The 14,682-nt window shown below is 61.7% G+C and carries 14 protein-coding genes; 7 read left to right on the top strand and 7 right to left on the bottom strand.

Annotation, left to right across the window (positions count from 1 at the left end):
- Positions 1–101: 101 nt before the first annotated feature.
- Both FEU76_RS07860 and FEU76_RS07855 read left to right on the top strand, forming a co-directional pair.
- A complete protein-coding gene (locus tag FEU76_RS07860) occupies positions 102–1,022 on the top strand; it encodes a LysR family transcriptional regulator (protein WP_039176791.1) in 921 nt (306 codons plus the stop codon).
- Between the two features lie 78 nt (positions 1,023–1,100).
- On the top strand, positions 1,101–2,111 hold the full coding sequence (locus FEU76_RS07855; RefSeq protein ID WP_144981909.1) for a glutathione S-transferase family protein: 1,011 nt from the start codon (positions 1,101–1,103) through the stop codon (positions 2,109–2,111).
- Between the two features lie 75 nt (positions 2,112–2,186).
- Here FEU76_RS07855 and FEU76_RS07850 read toward each other — a convergent pair whose 3' ends face one another.
- Both FEU76_RS07850 and FEU76_RS07845 read right to left on the bottom strand, forming a co-directional pair.
- A complete protein-coding gene (locus tag FEU76_RS07850) occupies positions 2,187–2,666 on the bottom strand; it encodes a PRC-barrel domain-containing protein (RefSeq protein ID WP_144981906.1) in 480 nt (159 codons plus the stop codon).
- A 96-nt stretch (positions 2,667–2,762) separates the two neighbouring features.
- A complete protein-coding gene (locus FEU76_RS07845; protein WP_096922455.1) occupies positions 2,763–2,960 on the bottom strand; it encodes a CsbD family protein in 198 nt (65 codons plus the stop codon).
- Between the two features lie 508 nt (positions 2,961–3,468).
- On the opposite strand from FEU76_RS07845, the gene FEU76_RS07840 reads away from it, so the two are divergent.
- Positions 3,469–5,181, top strand: a complete 1,713-nt coding sequence (locus tag FEU76_RS07840) for a DEAD/DEAH box helicase (RefSeq protein ID WP_016914693.1) — start codon at positions 3,469–3,471, stop codon at positions 5,179–5,181.
- 144 nt (positions 5,182–5,325) lie between these two features.
- A complete protein-coding gene (gene nfi / locus FEU76_RS07835) occupies positions 5,326–6,048 on the top strand; it encodes a deoxyribonuclease V (protein ID WP_144981903.1) in 723 nt (240 codons plus the stop codon).
- Here the strand turns inward: nfi and FEU76_RS07830 are convergent.
- Complete coding sequence (locus FEU76_RS07830; protein ID WP_144981900.1) at positions 6,032–6,742, bottom strand: glutamine amidotransferase; 711 nt, start codon at positions 6,740–6,742, stop codon at positions 6,032–6,034. The two genes, nfi and FEU76_RS07830, sit on opposite strands and share 17 nt — an antisense overlap.
- A 112-nt stretch (positions 6,743–6,854) precedes the next feature.
- Between FEU76_RS07830 and tpx the strand changes: the two genes are divergently transcribed.
- Positions 6,855–7,358 (top strand): thiol peroxidase, encoded by a 504-nt coding sequence (gene tpx, locus FEU76_RS07825; protein ID WP_144981897.1) that lies wholly within the window; start codon positions 6,855–6,857, stop codon positions 7,356–7,358.
- On the opposite strand, the gene FEU76_RS07820 is transcribed toward tpx, so the two are convergent.
- Both FEU76_RS07820 and FEU76_RS07815 read right to left on the bottom strand, forming a co-directional pair.
- Positions 7,355–8,023 carry a gamma-glutamyl-gamma-aminobutyrate hydrolase family protein gene (locus FEU76_RS07820; protein WP_039177020.1) on the bottom strand — a complete coding sequence of 223 codons (669 nt, stop codon included), beginning with the start codon at positions 8,021–8,023 and terminating at the stop codon, positions 7,355–7,357. The genes tpx and FEU76_RS07820 overlap by 4 nt on opposite strands.
- Positions 8,016–9,014: an amidoligase family protein gene (locus FEU76_RS07815; protein ID WP_144981894.1), complete on the bottom strand. Its 999-nt coding sequence runs from the start codon at positions 9,012–9,014 to the stop codon at positions 8,016–8,018. Before FEU76_RS07815 ends, FEU76_RS07820 begins: the two co-directional genes overlap by 8 nt.
- Before the next feature lie 109 nt (positions 9,015–9,123).
- Here FEU76_RS07815 and FEU76_RS07810 point away from each other — a divergent pair, with 109 nt between their 5' ends.
- Positions 9,124–11,511, top strand: a complete 2,388-nt coding sequence (locus FEU76_RS07810; RefSeq protein ID WP_144981891.1) for a mechanosensitive ion channel family protein — start codon at positions 9,124–9,126, stop codon at positions 11,509–11,511.
- Here the strand turns inward: FEU76_RS07810 and FEU76_RS07805 are convergent.
- Positions 11,479–11,916 carry a hypothetical protein gene (locus FEU76_RS07805; protein ID WP_039176761.1) on the bottom strand — a complete coding sequence of 146 codons (438 nt, stop codon included), beginning with the start codon at positions 11,914–11,916 and terminating at the stop codon, positions 11,479–11,481. The genes FEU76_RS07810 and FEU76_RS07805 overlap by 33 nt on opposite strands.
- 87 nt (positions 11,917–12,003) lie before the next feature.
- Complete coding sequence (locus tag FEU76_RS07800; RefSeq protein WP_144981888.1) at positions 12,004–13,020, bottom strand: J domain-containing protein; 1,017 nt, start codon at positions 13,018–13,020, stop codon at positions 12,004–12,006.
- A 222-nt stretch (positions 13,021–13,242) separates the two neighbouring features.
- Between FEU76_RS07800 and FEU76_RS07795 the strand changes: the two genes are divergently transcribed.
- Entirely contained in the window at positions 13,243–14,664 is a 1,422-nt protein-coding gene (locus tag FEU76_RS07795) for a hypothetical protein (protein ID WP_039176754.1), read from the top strand.
- Positions 14,665–14,682 lie beyond the last annotated feature (18 nt).

The raw sequence follows: 14,682 nt of genomic DNA, 5'->3' as shown, positions 1-14,682 counted from the left end.
GCTGTCAGGCCACGTACTCTCGACGTTTTACTGGCATCCTATGTGTTGTTTTTTCGAAGGTGAAGCGGTTTGTTTCGCTGTTTAGCGTCGAGGAAATCGAAATGTCTCGGGTAACACTTGCACAGTGGCAGATGCTCGCCGCCGTGGTCGACCACGGTGGCTTTGCAAGGGCGGCAGAGGCGATCCATAAAAGCCCCTCTACGCTCAACCATGCGGTACACAAATTGGAAGAGCAGCTGGGTATCCAGGTGCTGGAGCCCGTGGGGCGGCAAGTGCGGCTGACGGAAGCAGGCGAACTGTTGCTGCGCCGTGCGCGACAATTGATCGAGAGTGCGGCGTCGCTGGAGGACGTGGCCTCGCGTTTGGCCGCAGGCCTGGAAGCGGAAATCGTCGTCGCCATCGATCAGATCTTTCCCGCAGCGGCCCAGGCCAGGGCGCTGGAGCGCTTTTCGGAAACGTATCCTCAAGTGCGCGTACAGCTGCATGAGAGCGTGCTCAATGGCGGCACCGAAATGCTCTATGACGGACGTGCCGACCTGGTGGTCACCGCCATCGAAGCCCAGGGGTTTCTCGGCGAGCCGCTGGTCAATGTGCGCTTTGTGGCGGTCGCTCATCCGCGCCACCCGCTGCATCAGTTGGGGCGCGCGCTGGATCTGCGTGACCTGGCCCAGCATCGCCAGCTGGTAGTGCGTGACTCGGCGCTGCGCCAGTCCACCAATGCCGGCTGGCTAAAGGCCGAGCAGCGCTGGACGGTCAGCCATGTGGGCACGTCATTGGACATGCTCAAGCGAGGGCTGGGGTTCGCCTGGATACCCGAAACGCGTATCCTCGAAGAGCTGACCAGTGGTGCGCTGAAGCCGCTGCCGCTGAGTGCAGGAGGCGTGCGGGAAGTCCCGGTCCAGCTTATCTTCCGTGACCGTGACCGGGCAGGGCCTGCGGCTCATGCCATGGCCGCTGCGTTAAGGCAGTCCGTCAAGGAGACGTGCAGCCAACATTCGATTCCCTCGAATGAAAGGCGGTAAAACATCCGCTTGAGCCCGCTCTCGTCGAGCGTATGCTGTAAACATGCCATTTCATACGTTCGCAACGGGAGAAACACCATGGGGTTATTGGTCAACGGCGAGTGGGTCGATCAGTGGTACGACACCAAAAAGCACGGCGGGGAATTCGTCCGTGAGTCGGCACAGCTGCGTCACTGGGTAGGAAATCCTGCCGACAGTGGCAGCGTGCTGGAGGGCGAGGCCCAGCGCTATCCTGCCGAGGCGGATCGTTACCACCTTTATATCTCCCTGGCATGCCCCTGGGCACACCGTGTGTTGATCATGCGTCAACTGAAAGGCCTGGAGCCCTTGATCGGCGTCTCCCATGTCAGCCCGCTCATGCTGGACAAGGGCTGGACCTATCACCAGGACGAGGGCTCCAGCGGCGACCCGATCAATCACGTCGAGTTTCATCACCAGCTCTATACCATGACCGACGCGCAGTACACGGGGCGAGTGACCGTGCCGGTGCTGTGGGACAAGCAGCGCAGCGCCATCGTCAATAATGAGTCGGCTGAACTCCTGCGCATCTTCAACCATGCCTTTGACGAGCTGACCGGCAATACGCTGGATTTCTATCCCTCCGACCTGCGTGATGTCATCGATGAGGTCAACGCCGATGTGTACGACCACATCAACAACGGGGTTTACAAGTCAGGCTTTGCCACTGAGCAGAAGGTGTACGAGAAGCATGTCACTGCGCTGTTCGACGCGCTGGACCGCATGGAAAAGCGCCTGGGAGAGCAGCGTTACCTGGCGGGAGAATGGCTGACCGAAGCCGATATTCGTCTGTTTACCACGCTGGTGCGTTTCGACGCGGTCTACTACGGCCACTTCAAGTGCAATTTCAAACGCATCGAGGATTATCCGAACCTGTCCAACTACGTGCGTGAGCTCTATCAGTGGCCGGGCATTGCCGACACCGTCAACCTGGACCACATCAAGCGCCACTACTATTACAGTCACGACACCATCAACCCGACTCGTATCGTGCCCGCCGGGCCAGCGTTGGACTTTCAGCGCCCCCATGACCGTGAGCGCCTGCCAGGGCAGGGAGTACGCCGTCGCTGAATCCGTGCGACCACTCACGAAAATGGCCACCCGATGGGGTGGCCATTGCGTACGTATCGCTAGACGGGAAACGTATCAGTTGGAGTTAACGGCGTCACGGGCGGACTGCCAGGCACTTTGCGCGCCATCACGCGTGGTTTCCCATGCATCGCGTGCGCTTGCCTTGGTTTGTTCCCACCAGTCGTGGTTGTAAGTAGGAAAGGCTTCCACTTCTTCGGACGTGGCTTGGAGCATGATCCGGTGCTCGGTATCGCCATCCGCTTCGGTGTGGGTTTCCAGCGTGAAGTGGTCGGTACCGACGACGATTTCACGTCCGCCCAGGCCCAGTACGGCACCACTTTCGACGACGAGTGCAGTGATGCGCATTTCCTCATCGAAAAGAATGTTTTCTACCTCACCGATCTCTTCGCCGGAACCGCCCGCGAAGTAGACGTCAGCATCCAGAATGTCTTCGGCTGAATACATGCCCTGTGGCTCGGTCTGTGCGTGGGCGCCCATTGCCATGCTGCCCAGAAGTACCGTGCCGATAGCCGTTGTCAGTAGTGATTTACGCATAGCTTCTCTCCATGTTGCTATTGAATCAGCCAAATAGTCATCTATTGGAAAATGGATACGCATTGGCCTGCCTGTACAGCGCCAATGCCGAAATGATCAGAGGCCGTCGGCCCACTCGTCTGCACGGCGCTCGGCTTCTTCACGGGCCAGCCCGTATTTCTGCTGAAGCTTGCCCACGAGCTGGTCTTTCTTGCCGCCGATTTGCGTCAGCTCATCATCGGTCAATTCGCCCCAGCTGGAACGCGCCTTGCCTTTTACTTCGGTCCATTTGCCTTCGATCTGATCCCAGTTCATATGCATCACTCCTTGAAGTTCGTGAACAACGTGAGGCACCTCTCAGGTTAGACCAATAGTGAACAAGTGCAAGTTTCAGGATGATATTGGTTAAAGTAAAAAAGCTGGTCAGCTCACCAGTGGGGTGGTAGGATGCGCGCTCCTCGCATGTGTTGACCCCTCCATCACGACGGCAAGCGTTGATTCGGTGGCCTTGTGGCACCAAGCCGAAACGTTTGCAGGAACATCCCCTCGACTGGATGTTCATTGCTGTGAAGATGGCGCGCCTCCAGCATTTCACCAGACGGGTGAAATCGGCGCAGTAAGGTCGCCACAGCGGTTGGCCCGCAGCGTGCGGTACTGCCAGCCGAATGCCAGGTGCGACCGGCGTCTCCGACTCCACTGATGACGATATCCGCTATGCGGAGCCTTGTTCTTTTGCTGCGCACCGTGACGTGCGGCATATGACAGAGTCAGAGACGCTTACGATGTTTTTTGCCGGTGATACCGGCCTACCAAGGTGTGATTAATGACCTCGATTTCTGTCACCTCGCCGAGCTTCGGTGATCTGGCTCTTTTGCCTGCCGTTCTGTCTGCTGTAGAAGCGCAGGGCTACGAAACTCCTTCGCCCATCCAGGCGCAGACCATTCCAGCCCTGCTGGAAGGCCGCGATATGCTGGGTCAGGCACAAACGGGTACCGGTAAAACGGCTGCCTTTGCACTGCCGCTGCTGTCGCGTCTCGACATGCAGCGTCGCGAGCCCCAGGTACTGGTGCTGGCGCCTACCCGCGAACTTGCTCAGCAGGTTGCGGTTTCCTTTAGCAAGTATGGTCAAAACCTGCAGGGGCTCGAAGTGGCGACCCTGTGTGGTGGTCAAGAGTACCGTGAGCAGCTGGGCGCCTTGAAGCGCGGCGCTCAGGTCGTGGTCGGTACGCCCGGTCGTATCATCGACCACCTGGATCGCGGCAGCCTGAAGCTGGACGGTTTGTCTGCGCTGGTGCTGGACGAAGCCGACGAAATGCTGCGCATGGGCTTTATCGACGACGTAAAACGCGTGGTTGCCGATACCCCGAAAGATGCCCAGCGCGTGTTCTTCTCGGCCACGCTGCCGTCTGAAATCGAGCGCATCGTCAATCGCTATCTGGTCAACCCGGTCAAGGTGGCGATCGAATCGCGCACCACGACGGGAGAAAACATCGAACAGCGCCTGGTGCGTGTGGACGGTGGTGCCAAGCTGGAAGCGCTGGCGCGTATTCTGGAAGTGGAGCCAGTGGATGCGGCCATCGTGTTCGTACGTACACGTGCTGCCTGTACCACGCTGGTAGAGCAGCTGACGGCGCGCGGTGTCAACGCGGCTGGCCTGTCGGGTGACCTGGACCAGAGCCTGCGTGAGCGCACCATCACTCGCCTGAAGCGTGGCAAGGTCGATGTCCTGATCGCGACCGACGTCGCCGCTCGTGGTCTGGACGTTCCGCGTATCACCCACGTGGTGAACTACGATCTTCCCCAGGACGCCGAAGCCTATACGCACCGTATCGGTCGTACTGGCCGTGCGGGCCGCAGCGGTATCGCGATCACCTTCGCGGGCTTCCGTGAAGGCCGCAAGGTAGGCTGGATGGAGCAGGCAACGGGTCAGAAAATGACCGAAATGCCGCTGCCTGACGAAGCCGCTATCCGTGCGCACCGTGATGAAGTATTCCACCATCGCGTCGTGGCAGCCCTGACCAAGGGTGCCGAAGAGCAGCGCGCGCTGGTCGAGCGTCTGGTGGAAGAAGGTCACGACGCCGTCGAGCTGGCATGTGCCTTTGCTGCCATGGCTCGTGCTGACGAAGCGCCGATTGGCCGTCTGCAAGCACCGCGCAAAGAGCGTGCTCCGCGTGAGGGTGCCCCCGGCAAACCTGCTGGTGCTCGTCGCGAGCGCTCCAGTGCGCCCAGCGAAGGCATGACCCGCTACCGTGTATCGGTAGGCCATAAAGATGGCGTCAAGCCTGGCCAGTTGGTTGGCGCGTTGGCCAATGAAGGCGGTATCGAAGGTGCCCGTATCGGCCGTATCGATATTCGCAACGCCTTCTCGGTGGTCGAGCTGCCCAGCGGCCTGCCGTCTACCATTCTGGCCAAGATGGCACGTGCCCGTGTGGCCGGTCGCCCGCTGGAAATCAGCGAAGACCGTGCGCCCGAGCGTGCACCGCGCCGTCGTCGTGACGATGGCGATGCGCCGGTTCGCCGTCGCGAACGTGCGTAAACGCCTGCCGGGCGACTGATGTCGCCTTGGCTACCATCCCCCCATGCCTTTGGCATGGGGGGTTTTTTTTGGCTATCCTGAACGTCATCCTGGTGGCTCAGCGTCTGCTGGGCGCCAACCTCGAATCACCCGCAAGGAGGCCGCATGGACGCCGCATTACACGATTGGAACCTGACTCCCAAGCAGGCCATCGCACTCCAGTCCCAGCTTGCCAAGCAATTGGAAGCCGACGACCGTATCGACCCCGTGACGCACATCGCGGGGGTCGACATCGGTTTCGAAGAAGACGGCAGCATTACCCGGGCGGCGGTGGTCGTGCTGGCGTGGTCGCCGGAGCAGGCGCCGCCACTGACTGTGGTGGAGCAGGTGGTTCACCGGGAACCCACGCGCATGCCCTACATCCCGGGCCTGCTGTCGTTCCGGGAAATTCCGGCGGCGCTGGGAGCCTTTGCCCAGTTGAAAACACGCCCGCAGCTGGTCATGGTGGATGGGCAGGGCATCGCCCACCCTCGGCGGCTAGGCGTGGCAGCGCACTTGGGGCTGTGGCTGGACCTGCCGACCATCGGGGTTGCCAAGTCGCGACTCACTGGGCGCCATGCCGACGTGGGGGAGGCCCGAGGCGATTGGGTGCCGCTCATGGCTGGGCAGGAAGTGATCGGTGCCGTGCTGCGCTCCCGTGCTCAGGTCAAGCCAGTGTTCGTGTCTCCGGGGCATCGACTGTCGCTGGCGACTTCGCTGGACTGGGTCATGCGCTGCCTGGGCAAGACCAAGCTGCCAGAGCCAACCCGCCTGGCCGACCGGCTGGCATCGCGGCGCGACCAAAAGCGCACGACAGCAACGCAAACGCGCACTACAGCATCGCGATGAAACGGGTCAGCAGGCGCGTGGCGTCGGGGGTCTCCGCGACGTCTTGCAGCAGTTGATCCGGGTCTTCACCCTGGTCGCGCAAGGCAGCGCGCTGGCGTTCGATATAAGCGCGCATCACCGGCGGTGAAAACTCGGGATGGAACTGGACGCTCCACTGGCGTGGCCCATAGCGCAGCGCCTGGTGGGCATCGTGGCAATTGTGCGCCAGGATGCTGGTGTCAGGGGGAAGCTGCATGACCGCCTGAGCATGGGTCAAGTGGGCCACGAAACACTCCGGGAGTTGCCCAAGCAGCGGATCCTGGCGGCCTGCCTGGGTCAGGCGTACGCTGCGTGTGCCGGATTCACGCCCCGCCGGGTGGTAATCACTCACACCGCCAAATGCAGCGGCCATCAGCTGGTGGCCGTAGCATACGCCCAGCAGCGGCAGGTCGTCCGCCAGTGCCTGCTGTAACCAGGGCTTCAGCGCCTCGCTCCAGGGGAGCTGCTCACTGACCATGCTGTGGGAGCCGGTAATGATGGCTGCCACGATATCCTCCGGCGGCTGGCTGGTGAGGCGTGCATCCCATACGTCGAGGGTCAGGTGGTCGGGCAGGGTGTCCTGCACCTGCTCGATGAACAGCTGTTCGAAGTCTCCGTGCTGATCCACCACTTCGGGGAAGGCGTCGCCGGTTTTGATAATGACTACAGAGGCCATGGTGTTCTCGCTAGCGTGTCGCGATGGATGAGGGATAGCCGAATCAGGGAGTTCCACGGTAAGCTGGGCCACTGATCGTCATTCCCCTTTTACCATACATTAGGAGCTTGATATGCAACAGATTACGCGGGCAGGTCAACCCATGGATGTGGCGGGCACCTTACCGGCGGTGGGGCAGGATGCACCGGCCATGACGCTCACCAACGGCAGCCTGGACGACGTTACCCTGGCGACCTATGCAGGCAAGCGCAAGGTGCTGAACATCATCCCCAGCGTCGATACGCCTACCTGTGCAACGTCGACGCGACGCTTCAATGAACTGGCCTCGTCGCTGGACAACACCGTGGTGCTGGTGGTGTCTGCCGACTTGCCTTTTGCGGCCAAGCGTTTTTGCGGTGCCGAAGGGCTGGACAACGTGGAGACGCTCTCGACGTTCCGCCACCGCGAATTTCAGCAGGACTGGGGCGTGGCGCTATGCAACAGCAACATGGAAGGGCTCTGCGCTCGTGCCGTGGTGGTGCTGGATGCCGAGGATCGGGTGCTGCACAGCGAGCTGGTCAGCGAGTTGAAGAACGAGCCTGATTACGACGCGGCATTGGCTGCACTGAAAGGCTAGCGGGGCGCCTTGGCCGCCTTCACCAGCGCACGTATCAAACGCTGCTGGGGGCGGTTGAAAATCAGCCACTCCGGGTGCCACTGAACGCCTATCAGGAACGCATGCTCCGTGGACTCGATGCCCTGCACCAGCCCATCGCGGTCACGCGCCACGATACGAATGCCCTTGCCTGCCCGATTGACCGCCTGATGATGAAGGCTATTCACGCGACACCAGGTCACTCCCAGCAAGCGATAGAGCTGGCTGTCGCCCACGATGTCGACGGTTTTGCGGGGCAGTACCGTGCGGCGGCGCTTCAAGCCTTCGTGGGTGGTGTAGATGTCGGGGTCCAGGCTGCCGCCCAGATGCACGTTGATCAGCTGCGCACCTCGGCAGATGCCGAGTACTGGCGTATGGCGGGGTATGAAGCGCTTCAGCAGGTCGAGTTCCAGCTCGTCACGAGCCGGGTCCAGGCGCACGTCAAGCTGCACTTCGCCGCCGTACAGGTGGGCTTGAATGTCGTCCCCGCCGCCAATGATCAGGCCGTCCAGATGCTCCGGCAAAGGGCGGGAAGGGGAAAGGCGTAGCGGCCTGCCGCCGTGACGCCAGACGGCAAACCAGTCGAAGCACCAGGCAAGCTGGCTTTTGTAATCCGAGGTCGTGATGCCGATCAGGGGTCTAGGCATGGCCAAACAGTCTGCGCTTGAGGCGCTGCCACCAGGGCTGGCGCTGTTCGGCCATGTACTCCTGGCAGCGGGCGTGAAGGTTGTCCTGATCGTGGGCCAGCTTCTCTACCTCCACCCAGCGGTTCCACTCCATCACGCTGCCCCAGCCCGGCTGCGACAGCTGCGCATTGGGCAACCGATAATGGAAGGTGGGCCGTGGCTTGGTCAACTGGCCGTGCAGTAGCGGATGAGGGTGTTCCGGGCGCAGGTGGGCAAACAGCGGCAGCAGGTCCAGCTCGCGGTTACGGGTAGGATTATCGGCCAGGTAGTCGTCGATGAAGGTGTCGAGGTCCGGCTGGTAACGCAGATCCAGCACCTTGCGGGCGTACTCCTTGGGAAACGGGTTGGCGTGCGGCAGCATCTCTCGGGTGATATCCACCTTGATTTCCTGGCGTAGCCAACTGGCCAGCAGCAAATAGGCGCGTAGCATGGCGAGCAGGTAATCGACCTCGCCGCGCTCGATCTCAGGGTTCAGGTGCAGGCCGAAGCCGTACAGCAGGCTGGCATCGGTGCCTTTGGCGCCTTTTTCCCGCAAGGTGTCGAACAGAGTGTCCAGCGCTTCGAGCTCTTCCCAGGGGATGGGAGGGCAGACGATTTCGGTGGGCACCAGGCCGGTCACCATGTCACCGATCAGTTCACGGGTCTTTTGGTGGAATTCCAGCCGTCGCTGATGCTGTTGGCGGGCCCACTCGCTGTCACTGTCCTGCTGTGCGTCCAACAACGTCTGGTCTGGATGGGCGTATTGAGTATCCAGTTCGATCTCGAACGCTCCCCAGCGTGTGTCGGCCACCTGTAGCCGATGGGGGCTGACCACGTTAAGCTCACCACCAAACAGTGCCTGCACCACCTCGGCCGTCTCGCGAGGGGGGAGCCCGGCAAACTCGATTTCGACGCCTACGCGTCGGGTCTGGCCGTCCGGGTTCAAGCGTTGGGGAGGAGCCTGCAGCGTCATCTCGATGTCCTGGAGGTGAACGTTTGTACGTTTAGCCTATCATAATCACACGCTTAGGCTGAGCAAGAGAAGGACACGATTCAACAGTCACTTTCCACGGGAGTCACGCGTGCGACAGCACTGGATAACCAGCATCGTTCTAGGGGCGCTACTCAGCCTGATGATCAGCGTCACCGCACACGCCCAGAGCGTCTCGCTTCCCACGCTGGGGGGCAGTAGTGACAGCGAAGAGCAGCCGGACGTCACCAGCGAAAATTTCCAGCGCTCCCTGAGCGACGTCATTGGCATGCTCGAAAGCGAGGATCAGCGCCGTGCGCTGCTGGACTCGCTGCGCGAGCTGCAGCTGAGTACCGAGGCCGTGGAAGACGAAGGCGTGGTGCGCCAGGGTTTGTTGGGCGCCCTGGCCTATACGCTTTCCGACATCGGTGAGCACGCCCAAGCCGGAGATTCGCCCATCGACGAGTGGTCACGGCAGCTGGTCCAGGGCGTCGAGGACCTGCGCGCCCTGAATGCCGGTGCCGACCAGGGCGACGCCATCCGGGCCGTGGCGGAAGGGGCCTTGCTGGCCGTGATCTGGAGCGGTCTGCTGGTCACGATGATTGCCTTTGGGCGGGTGGTGGCCACCCGCCGCGATTGGCCGCTGGACCTGCCTCGGGACCCCAAGGCCTGGCTGTTGGCGGTTCACTTCTTGCGGCGCATGCTTCCCTGGATACTGGCCTTCGTCATTACCTTGGGCGTCGGCCAACTGCTGCCTTACAGTCCTGGCCGTGCACTGGTGCTGGTGGTGGCCTATATCTGCCTGTGTGGCCGAGCGCTGTCGGTGGTGTTCGAAACGGTGGTGGCGTTCTTTAGTCGCGGGCACCGTTTTACCGCCGTGCAAGTATTACAGCACAAGGCGTTGCGGGGGCTGTTCGTCATCGGCGCGCTGATTGCCTTGGGAGATGCCGTCAACTCTACCCGCCTGATGGAGCTGCTGGGGACCGAGCTGTCGGGGCTGGTGTCGGTGCTGGCCAACATGCTGGCGGCGCTGCTGTCGGCGCGTTTCATCTTCAAATTCCAGCGCCCCATTCGTCATCTCATCTGTAACCGGCCTTACAAGCAGCGCCGCGATGCCAGTACGGCCGTGGAAATGATCCGTGCGCTGGGTGGGCTATGGCACATTCCTGCCCTGCTGATGGTGGGCGGCTCGCTGCTGGCCATTTTCATTACCGTCGGGGATGTGGGCACGGCGCTGGCTCGCTCGATCATTTCCGCCAGTCTGCTGGTGCTGACCCTGGTGATTACCGGGCTGCTGCGTCGCCAGGAAGAGCGCTTGGGCAAGCGGCGCCATCGCCGCCGCTTTAGCCAATATCGCAAGCGACTCGAGCGGTTTGGCTTCGTACTGGCGCACCTGAGCGCCTGGATGATTTTTGCCGAGCTTTCCATGCAGGTATGGGGAGGCTCGCTGTTTGGGCTTGGCCAGCAGGCCGTGGCCAGTGCGCGTATTGGCCAGGCGTTGGTCAGCCTGGGGGCCACCGTGCTGTTGGCATGGCTGGTGTGGATTTTTGCCGATACCGCCATTCAACGGGCGCTGACTTCCTCCGCGCGTTCACGGGGGCGGCGCGTCAACCAGGCTCGCGCACAAACCATCACACCGATGATCCGTAACGTGATTTTCGTCACCATCCTGATCATTGCGGTGATTGCTGGCTTGGCCAACCTTGGGGTCAACGTCACGCCGCTGCTGGCCGGTGCCGGTGTGATCGGTCTGGCGGTGGGGTTTGGCGCGCAAACCCTGGTGCAGGATTTGATCACCGGCATCTTCATCCTCATCGAGGACTCCCTGGCGGTGGATGACTTCGTCACCATCAATACGCACATGGGTACCGTCGAAGGGCTGACGTTGCGGACGGTCAGGCTGCGTGACCTGGACGGCGTGCTGCACATCATCACCTTCAGTCGTATCGAATCGATCCACAACATGTCGCGCCAGTTCGGTATTGCCTTGATGCGGATTCGCATTCCTTATGACATGAAAATCGATGACGCCATCACGCTGATGCAGGAAACGGCTCAGGAATTGCGCAAGGACCCGATGATGCGTCACTACATCTGGTCGCCGCTGGAGATGCAGGGGGTACAGGCCTTCGAAGATGGCTGCCCGATATTACGGATGCGCTTCCGCACCGCTCCTGAAATGCAGTGGGACGTGTCACGCGCCTTCAATCTGCTGCTGAAGCAGCGCATGGAAGCCCAGGAAATCGACTTGGGTGTACCGCGGCTCAGCGTGCGCATGGAGGCTCGCTCCGAGGCCCGTGGTGACGAGCCCCATGGTACCGACATGACGCTGCAGCACCGCCAGCAGGGCGACCTGGATGCGCCGCAGCATACCCCTGAGCCCCCTAAACCAGCGCCCAGGCCCACCGAGGCCGAAATCCGCCGTGACGAGCGGCAGCGCCCTGAAGGCTCAACGACTGCGCCGCCGCTATCTCGATCCCAGCCCAAGCCCCAGACTTAGGGCAATGCCAATGGCCAGCCCCAGGCCTGTGCCCAGCGCAAATAGCGTGACCAGCAGCCAGGGGCCACGCAGCCCTCGCCAACGGTTATATAGCGAGACGGCGTGGCTGACTCGGTCGACCAGTTCGTCATGGCGTGAAATGGCGTGGTCAGGGGGCAGCGAGAAATCATTGGCCACGTCACCTTGCCAGTGTGCTCCGTGGGTCAATCCAAGGCGCGCGCGCAGGCGGCCGATGTCGCTCAAGGTGCCGTGCAGCGCATCGTAGGTTTCACGGTGCGGGGTCACCGTCAGTACCGAGGTGGCGTCCTGGCGCAGGGCGCTGTTGGGGCAGCGCGCCACGGCGGTGTCGATCTGCTGCTCATTGGCATTGGGGGGCAGGCTCAGGCGTTGATAAAGGTCGCGCATAATCCGGCGTCGGTCTCGTCACAATGGACACAGTGGAAGGTCGTGGTTTCAGCATGGCGGGCAGCATACGTCGCTGCCCCGTGACGCTTAGTAAGTTTGCATCAGATAATCATACGCGTTTTTGATGCGCTGAAAACGTGCCGAGGCCAGCGCCACCTGATGTTCGCTTTCCGAATAGAACCGGTCGGGGTGATGCAGTTGCGCCATGCGCCGGTAGGCCTTGCGCACTTCTGTCTTGCTGGCGCCTGGCATCAGCCCCAGCACGGCCAGCGCTCGGGTGGTGCGGTCGGGCGGTGGCGGAGGATTGGTCGCGCGCTGGTAACGCTCGCGGCGTGCCTGTTCTGCCCGGGCCTGCTCCTGCTGTCGGCGGGCGTGCTCACGACGAGCCTGTTCGGCGCGAGCCTGCTCCTGGCGCTGCTGCTCTGCACGTGCGTGCTCCTGGGCTTGCTCGGCACGCTGCTTGGCCTGACGCGCTTCCTCCTTGCGCTGCTGTTTTTGCTGTTGGCGCTGGGCGCGCGCGTGCTGCTTGTCGGCCTTGGCGCGCTGCTGCTGTTCGGCCTGCGCCTGGGCGGCCTGTTCTCGCTCGGCGGCCTGGGCTTCCTGCTCGGCCTTGTGGGTGTAATACGCCGGGTCGTGCACCTGCCAGTAGGCATCGCGGCTGGGGTCTTCCGGGGCTCGCAGCGGCTTGCCGGTCAGTTCCTGAAAAAGGGTGTTCAAGGTGGCGGGTACCACGTTCAGCAGGTCGGCCAGAAAGCGCAGGATATAGTGATTGGCCAGCGACAGCTCGCCATCGTCGGTGGCCACCGTGATGGCTTGATGCATCACGCTGAGGCTGCGCTCCCTGGAGCACTCCTTGCGCACGACTTCGGCGGCCAGTTGAATGGCGTGAAGGTCCTGGCTATGGGCAATGCTCATGACCGGGCCCAGCTCGTGCCCATGGCGAAACTGCGCGCTGACCTGGGCCAGCCGACGTCGGCGTTGCCCCTCGGAAACGTGCTGGCGATGCACGAGCACCCAGCCAAGCAGCAGTAGCGTGGCCGTATCCACTTGGCTACGACTTTTTAGCAGCAGCAGCTCAAAGGGTGAAAAACGGGCGATGGGCATCCCTGGGCTCCAAGGCGAAGAAGTAAAGCGCTGATCCATGCCATGCGCTTCATGGCGCGGTCTTCACGGCACAGTCCTCATGGTACAGTCCTCATGGCGCAGTCTTGATGGTATGGCTCTGTGGTATCAAGGTGCGCTGGCAGACGACGCTCTGCCAGCCGTACTAGCGAGCTCACCATGGTATATCATCGAGTCTGGCATGAAAGCAGGAGATAAGTGAGGGTGATCAACGTTGAACGTAAAAATAGCTTCCAACTGCGCCTGTCTCGACGGCTGAAGGAAGAGACCTCACATACGCTGGATGTGTACTTGTTCGTGCCTCAGGAGCTGGGGCTGAGTACGCACATCATCTCCGAAGAAGCATTTTATCACGCTGCCATCAACGTCTCGCGCACTTACTACAGCGACGAGTACCATCTGCCGCTGGTGCATAGCCGCCTGGCCAGCCGTAACCAGCTGGGCAGCGACTCCTACCGCTTGAGCCTCAGTCTCTACGCCTACCAGTACGTGGTGGCCCTGGAGCGAACCACCCAGGGCATGCTCTCCACGGCCCGTAAACTGCGTCGCCTGCAGGGTGAGGAGAAGAGCAGCACCCACGACAAGGCGAGCGAGCTTTACGATCAGCTGGTCGAGATGAGCGACCTGAGCGACGGCATACTCAAGCGCTTGCGGCGTAACCCGCCCACCGATGAACGGCTCTATAAATACTTTGCCAACATCGACAACTATCTTTCCTGGTTCACCGAGCAGCAGCTGTTGGCGCTGGTGGCCCACATGCCCAAGGGCGGAGAGTTCAGCGAGGTCAAACGACGCCTGGTGACCATCTGCCACCGTGAAGGCGAGTACCGCGAGCAGCAGGAGTACAACGCCGAGCGCGTACGCGATGACCCCACCCGCATGTCCAACAAGATGCGCCTGCTGCGACGGCTGATCGAGTACCCGATCACGCTCAAGCAGCGTGCGCTGGAGCTGGGTAGCGGCGAACAGAAAGCCGTCAAGGCCCTGGCCACCGCGGTGGTCATGGCCTTCGTGTCGCTGGGGGTACTGCACCTGCGCGACGTGATTGGCGACATCACCGCACTGTTCGTGCTGGCCATGGCGCTGCTCTACGCCATGCGCGAAGTGTTCAAGGACGACCTGCGCAATACCCTATGGCGATGGCTGAGAAGAGGCCGACCCAAGTGGCGGCGACAATACATCGACCCTACCCGCAATGCGCTGGTCGGACGGCAGCTCGAATGGTTCGACTACAAGCGCTATACCGCCCTCGACCAGGATATACAACAGATGCGGCGGCGCACGGTGGCCCAGCGTGAAGAGGTGGTCATGCACTATCGCTCCAGCTCGCGCATGTCCCCCACACGCTTCTTGAGTGGCTATGAGCATACCCGCGAAACCCTGAGCATTGACCTCTCCATGCTGACCCGCCTGATGAGCAAGGATAAGCACCATATCTATCGCCTGAAAGAGGGGCAGGCGGTGCGGGAAAGCGTCGAGCGCCGCCACCTGTTCAACCTGGTGGTGCGCGAAACGGGCAGCGAAGATGCCCCTTACCTGGCGCGCTGGAAAGTCGTGGTCAGCCGCTCGGGCATCGTGGATGTCGAGCGCGTCGCCGAGAATCGCCCCGACGAAGCCCCTGTCTGAACAGCAATAGAACCTGAC

It is taken from the genome of Halomonas sp. C22, assembly GCF_007655045.1.
Taxonomy (GTDB): Bacteria; Pseudomonadota; Gammaproteobacteria; order Pseudomonadales; family Halomonadaceae; genus Vreelandella; species Vreelandella hamiltonii.
This window is presented reverse-complemented; position numbering and strand designations above follow the sequence as displayed.

What these genes read in the sequence shown, in the direction of transcription:
- FEU76_RS07845 (WP_096922455.1), bottom strand. Translation starts at nt 2,960, where the DNA reads ATGAACTGGGATCAGATCGAAGGCAAATGGACCGAAGTAAAAGGCAAG.
- FEU76_RS07850 (WP_144981906.1), bottom strand. Translation starts at nt 2,666, where the DNA reads ATGCGTAAATCACTACTGACAACGGCTATCGGCACGGTACTTCTGGGC.
- FEU76_RS07800 (WP_144981888.1), bottom strand. Translation starts at nt 13,020, where the DNA reads ATGCCCATCGCCCGTTTTTCACCCTTTGAGCTGCTGCTGCTAAAAAGT.
- FEU76_RS07840 (WP_016914693.1), top strand. Translation starts at nt 3,469, where the DNA reads ATGACCTCGATTTCTGTCACCTCGCCGAGCTTCGGTGATCTGGCTCTT.
- FEU76_RS07805 (WP_039176761.1), bottom strand. Translation starts at nt 11,916, where the DNA reads ATGCGCGACCTTTATCAACGCCTGAGCCTGCCCCCCAATGCCAATGAG.
- FEU76_RS07855 (WP_144981909.1), top strand. Translation starts at nt 1,101, where the DNA reads ATGGGGTTATTGGTCAACGGCGAGTGGGTCGATCAGTGGTACGACACC.
- FEU76_RS07815 (WP_144981894.1), bottom strand. Translation starts at nt 9,014, where the DNA reads ATGACGCTGCAGGCTCCTCCCCAACGCTTGAACCCGGACGGCCAGACC.
- FEU76_RS07820 (WP_039177020.1), bottom strand. Translation starts at nt 8,023, where the DNA reads ATGCCTAGACCCCTGATCGGCATCACGACCTCGGATTACAAAAGCCAG.
- nfi (WP_144981903.1), top strand. Translation starts at nt 5,326, where the DNA reads ATGGACGCCGCATTACACGATTGGAACCTGACTCCCAAGCAGGCCATC.
- tpx (WP_144981897.1), top strand. Translation starts at nt 6,855, where the DNA reads ATGCAACAGATTACGCGGGCAGGTCAACCCATGGATGTGGCGGGCACC.
- FEU76_RS07830 (WP_144981900.1), bottom strand. Translation starts at nt 6,742, where the DNA reads ATGGCCTCTGTAGTCATTATCAAAACCGGCGACGCCTTCCCCGAAGTG.
- FEU76_RS07860 (WP_039176791.1), top strand. Translation starts at nt 102, where the DNA reads ATGTCTCGGGTAACACTTGCACAGTGGCAGATGCTCGCCGCCGTGGTC.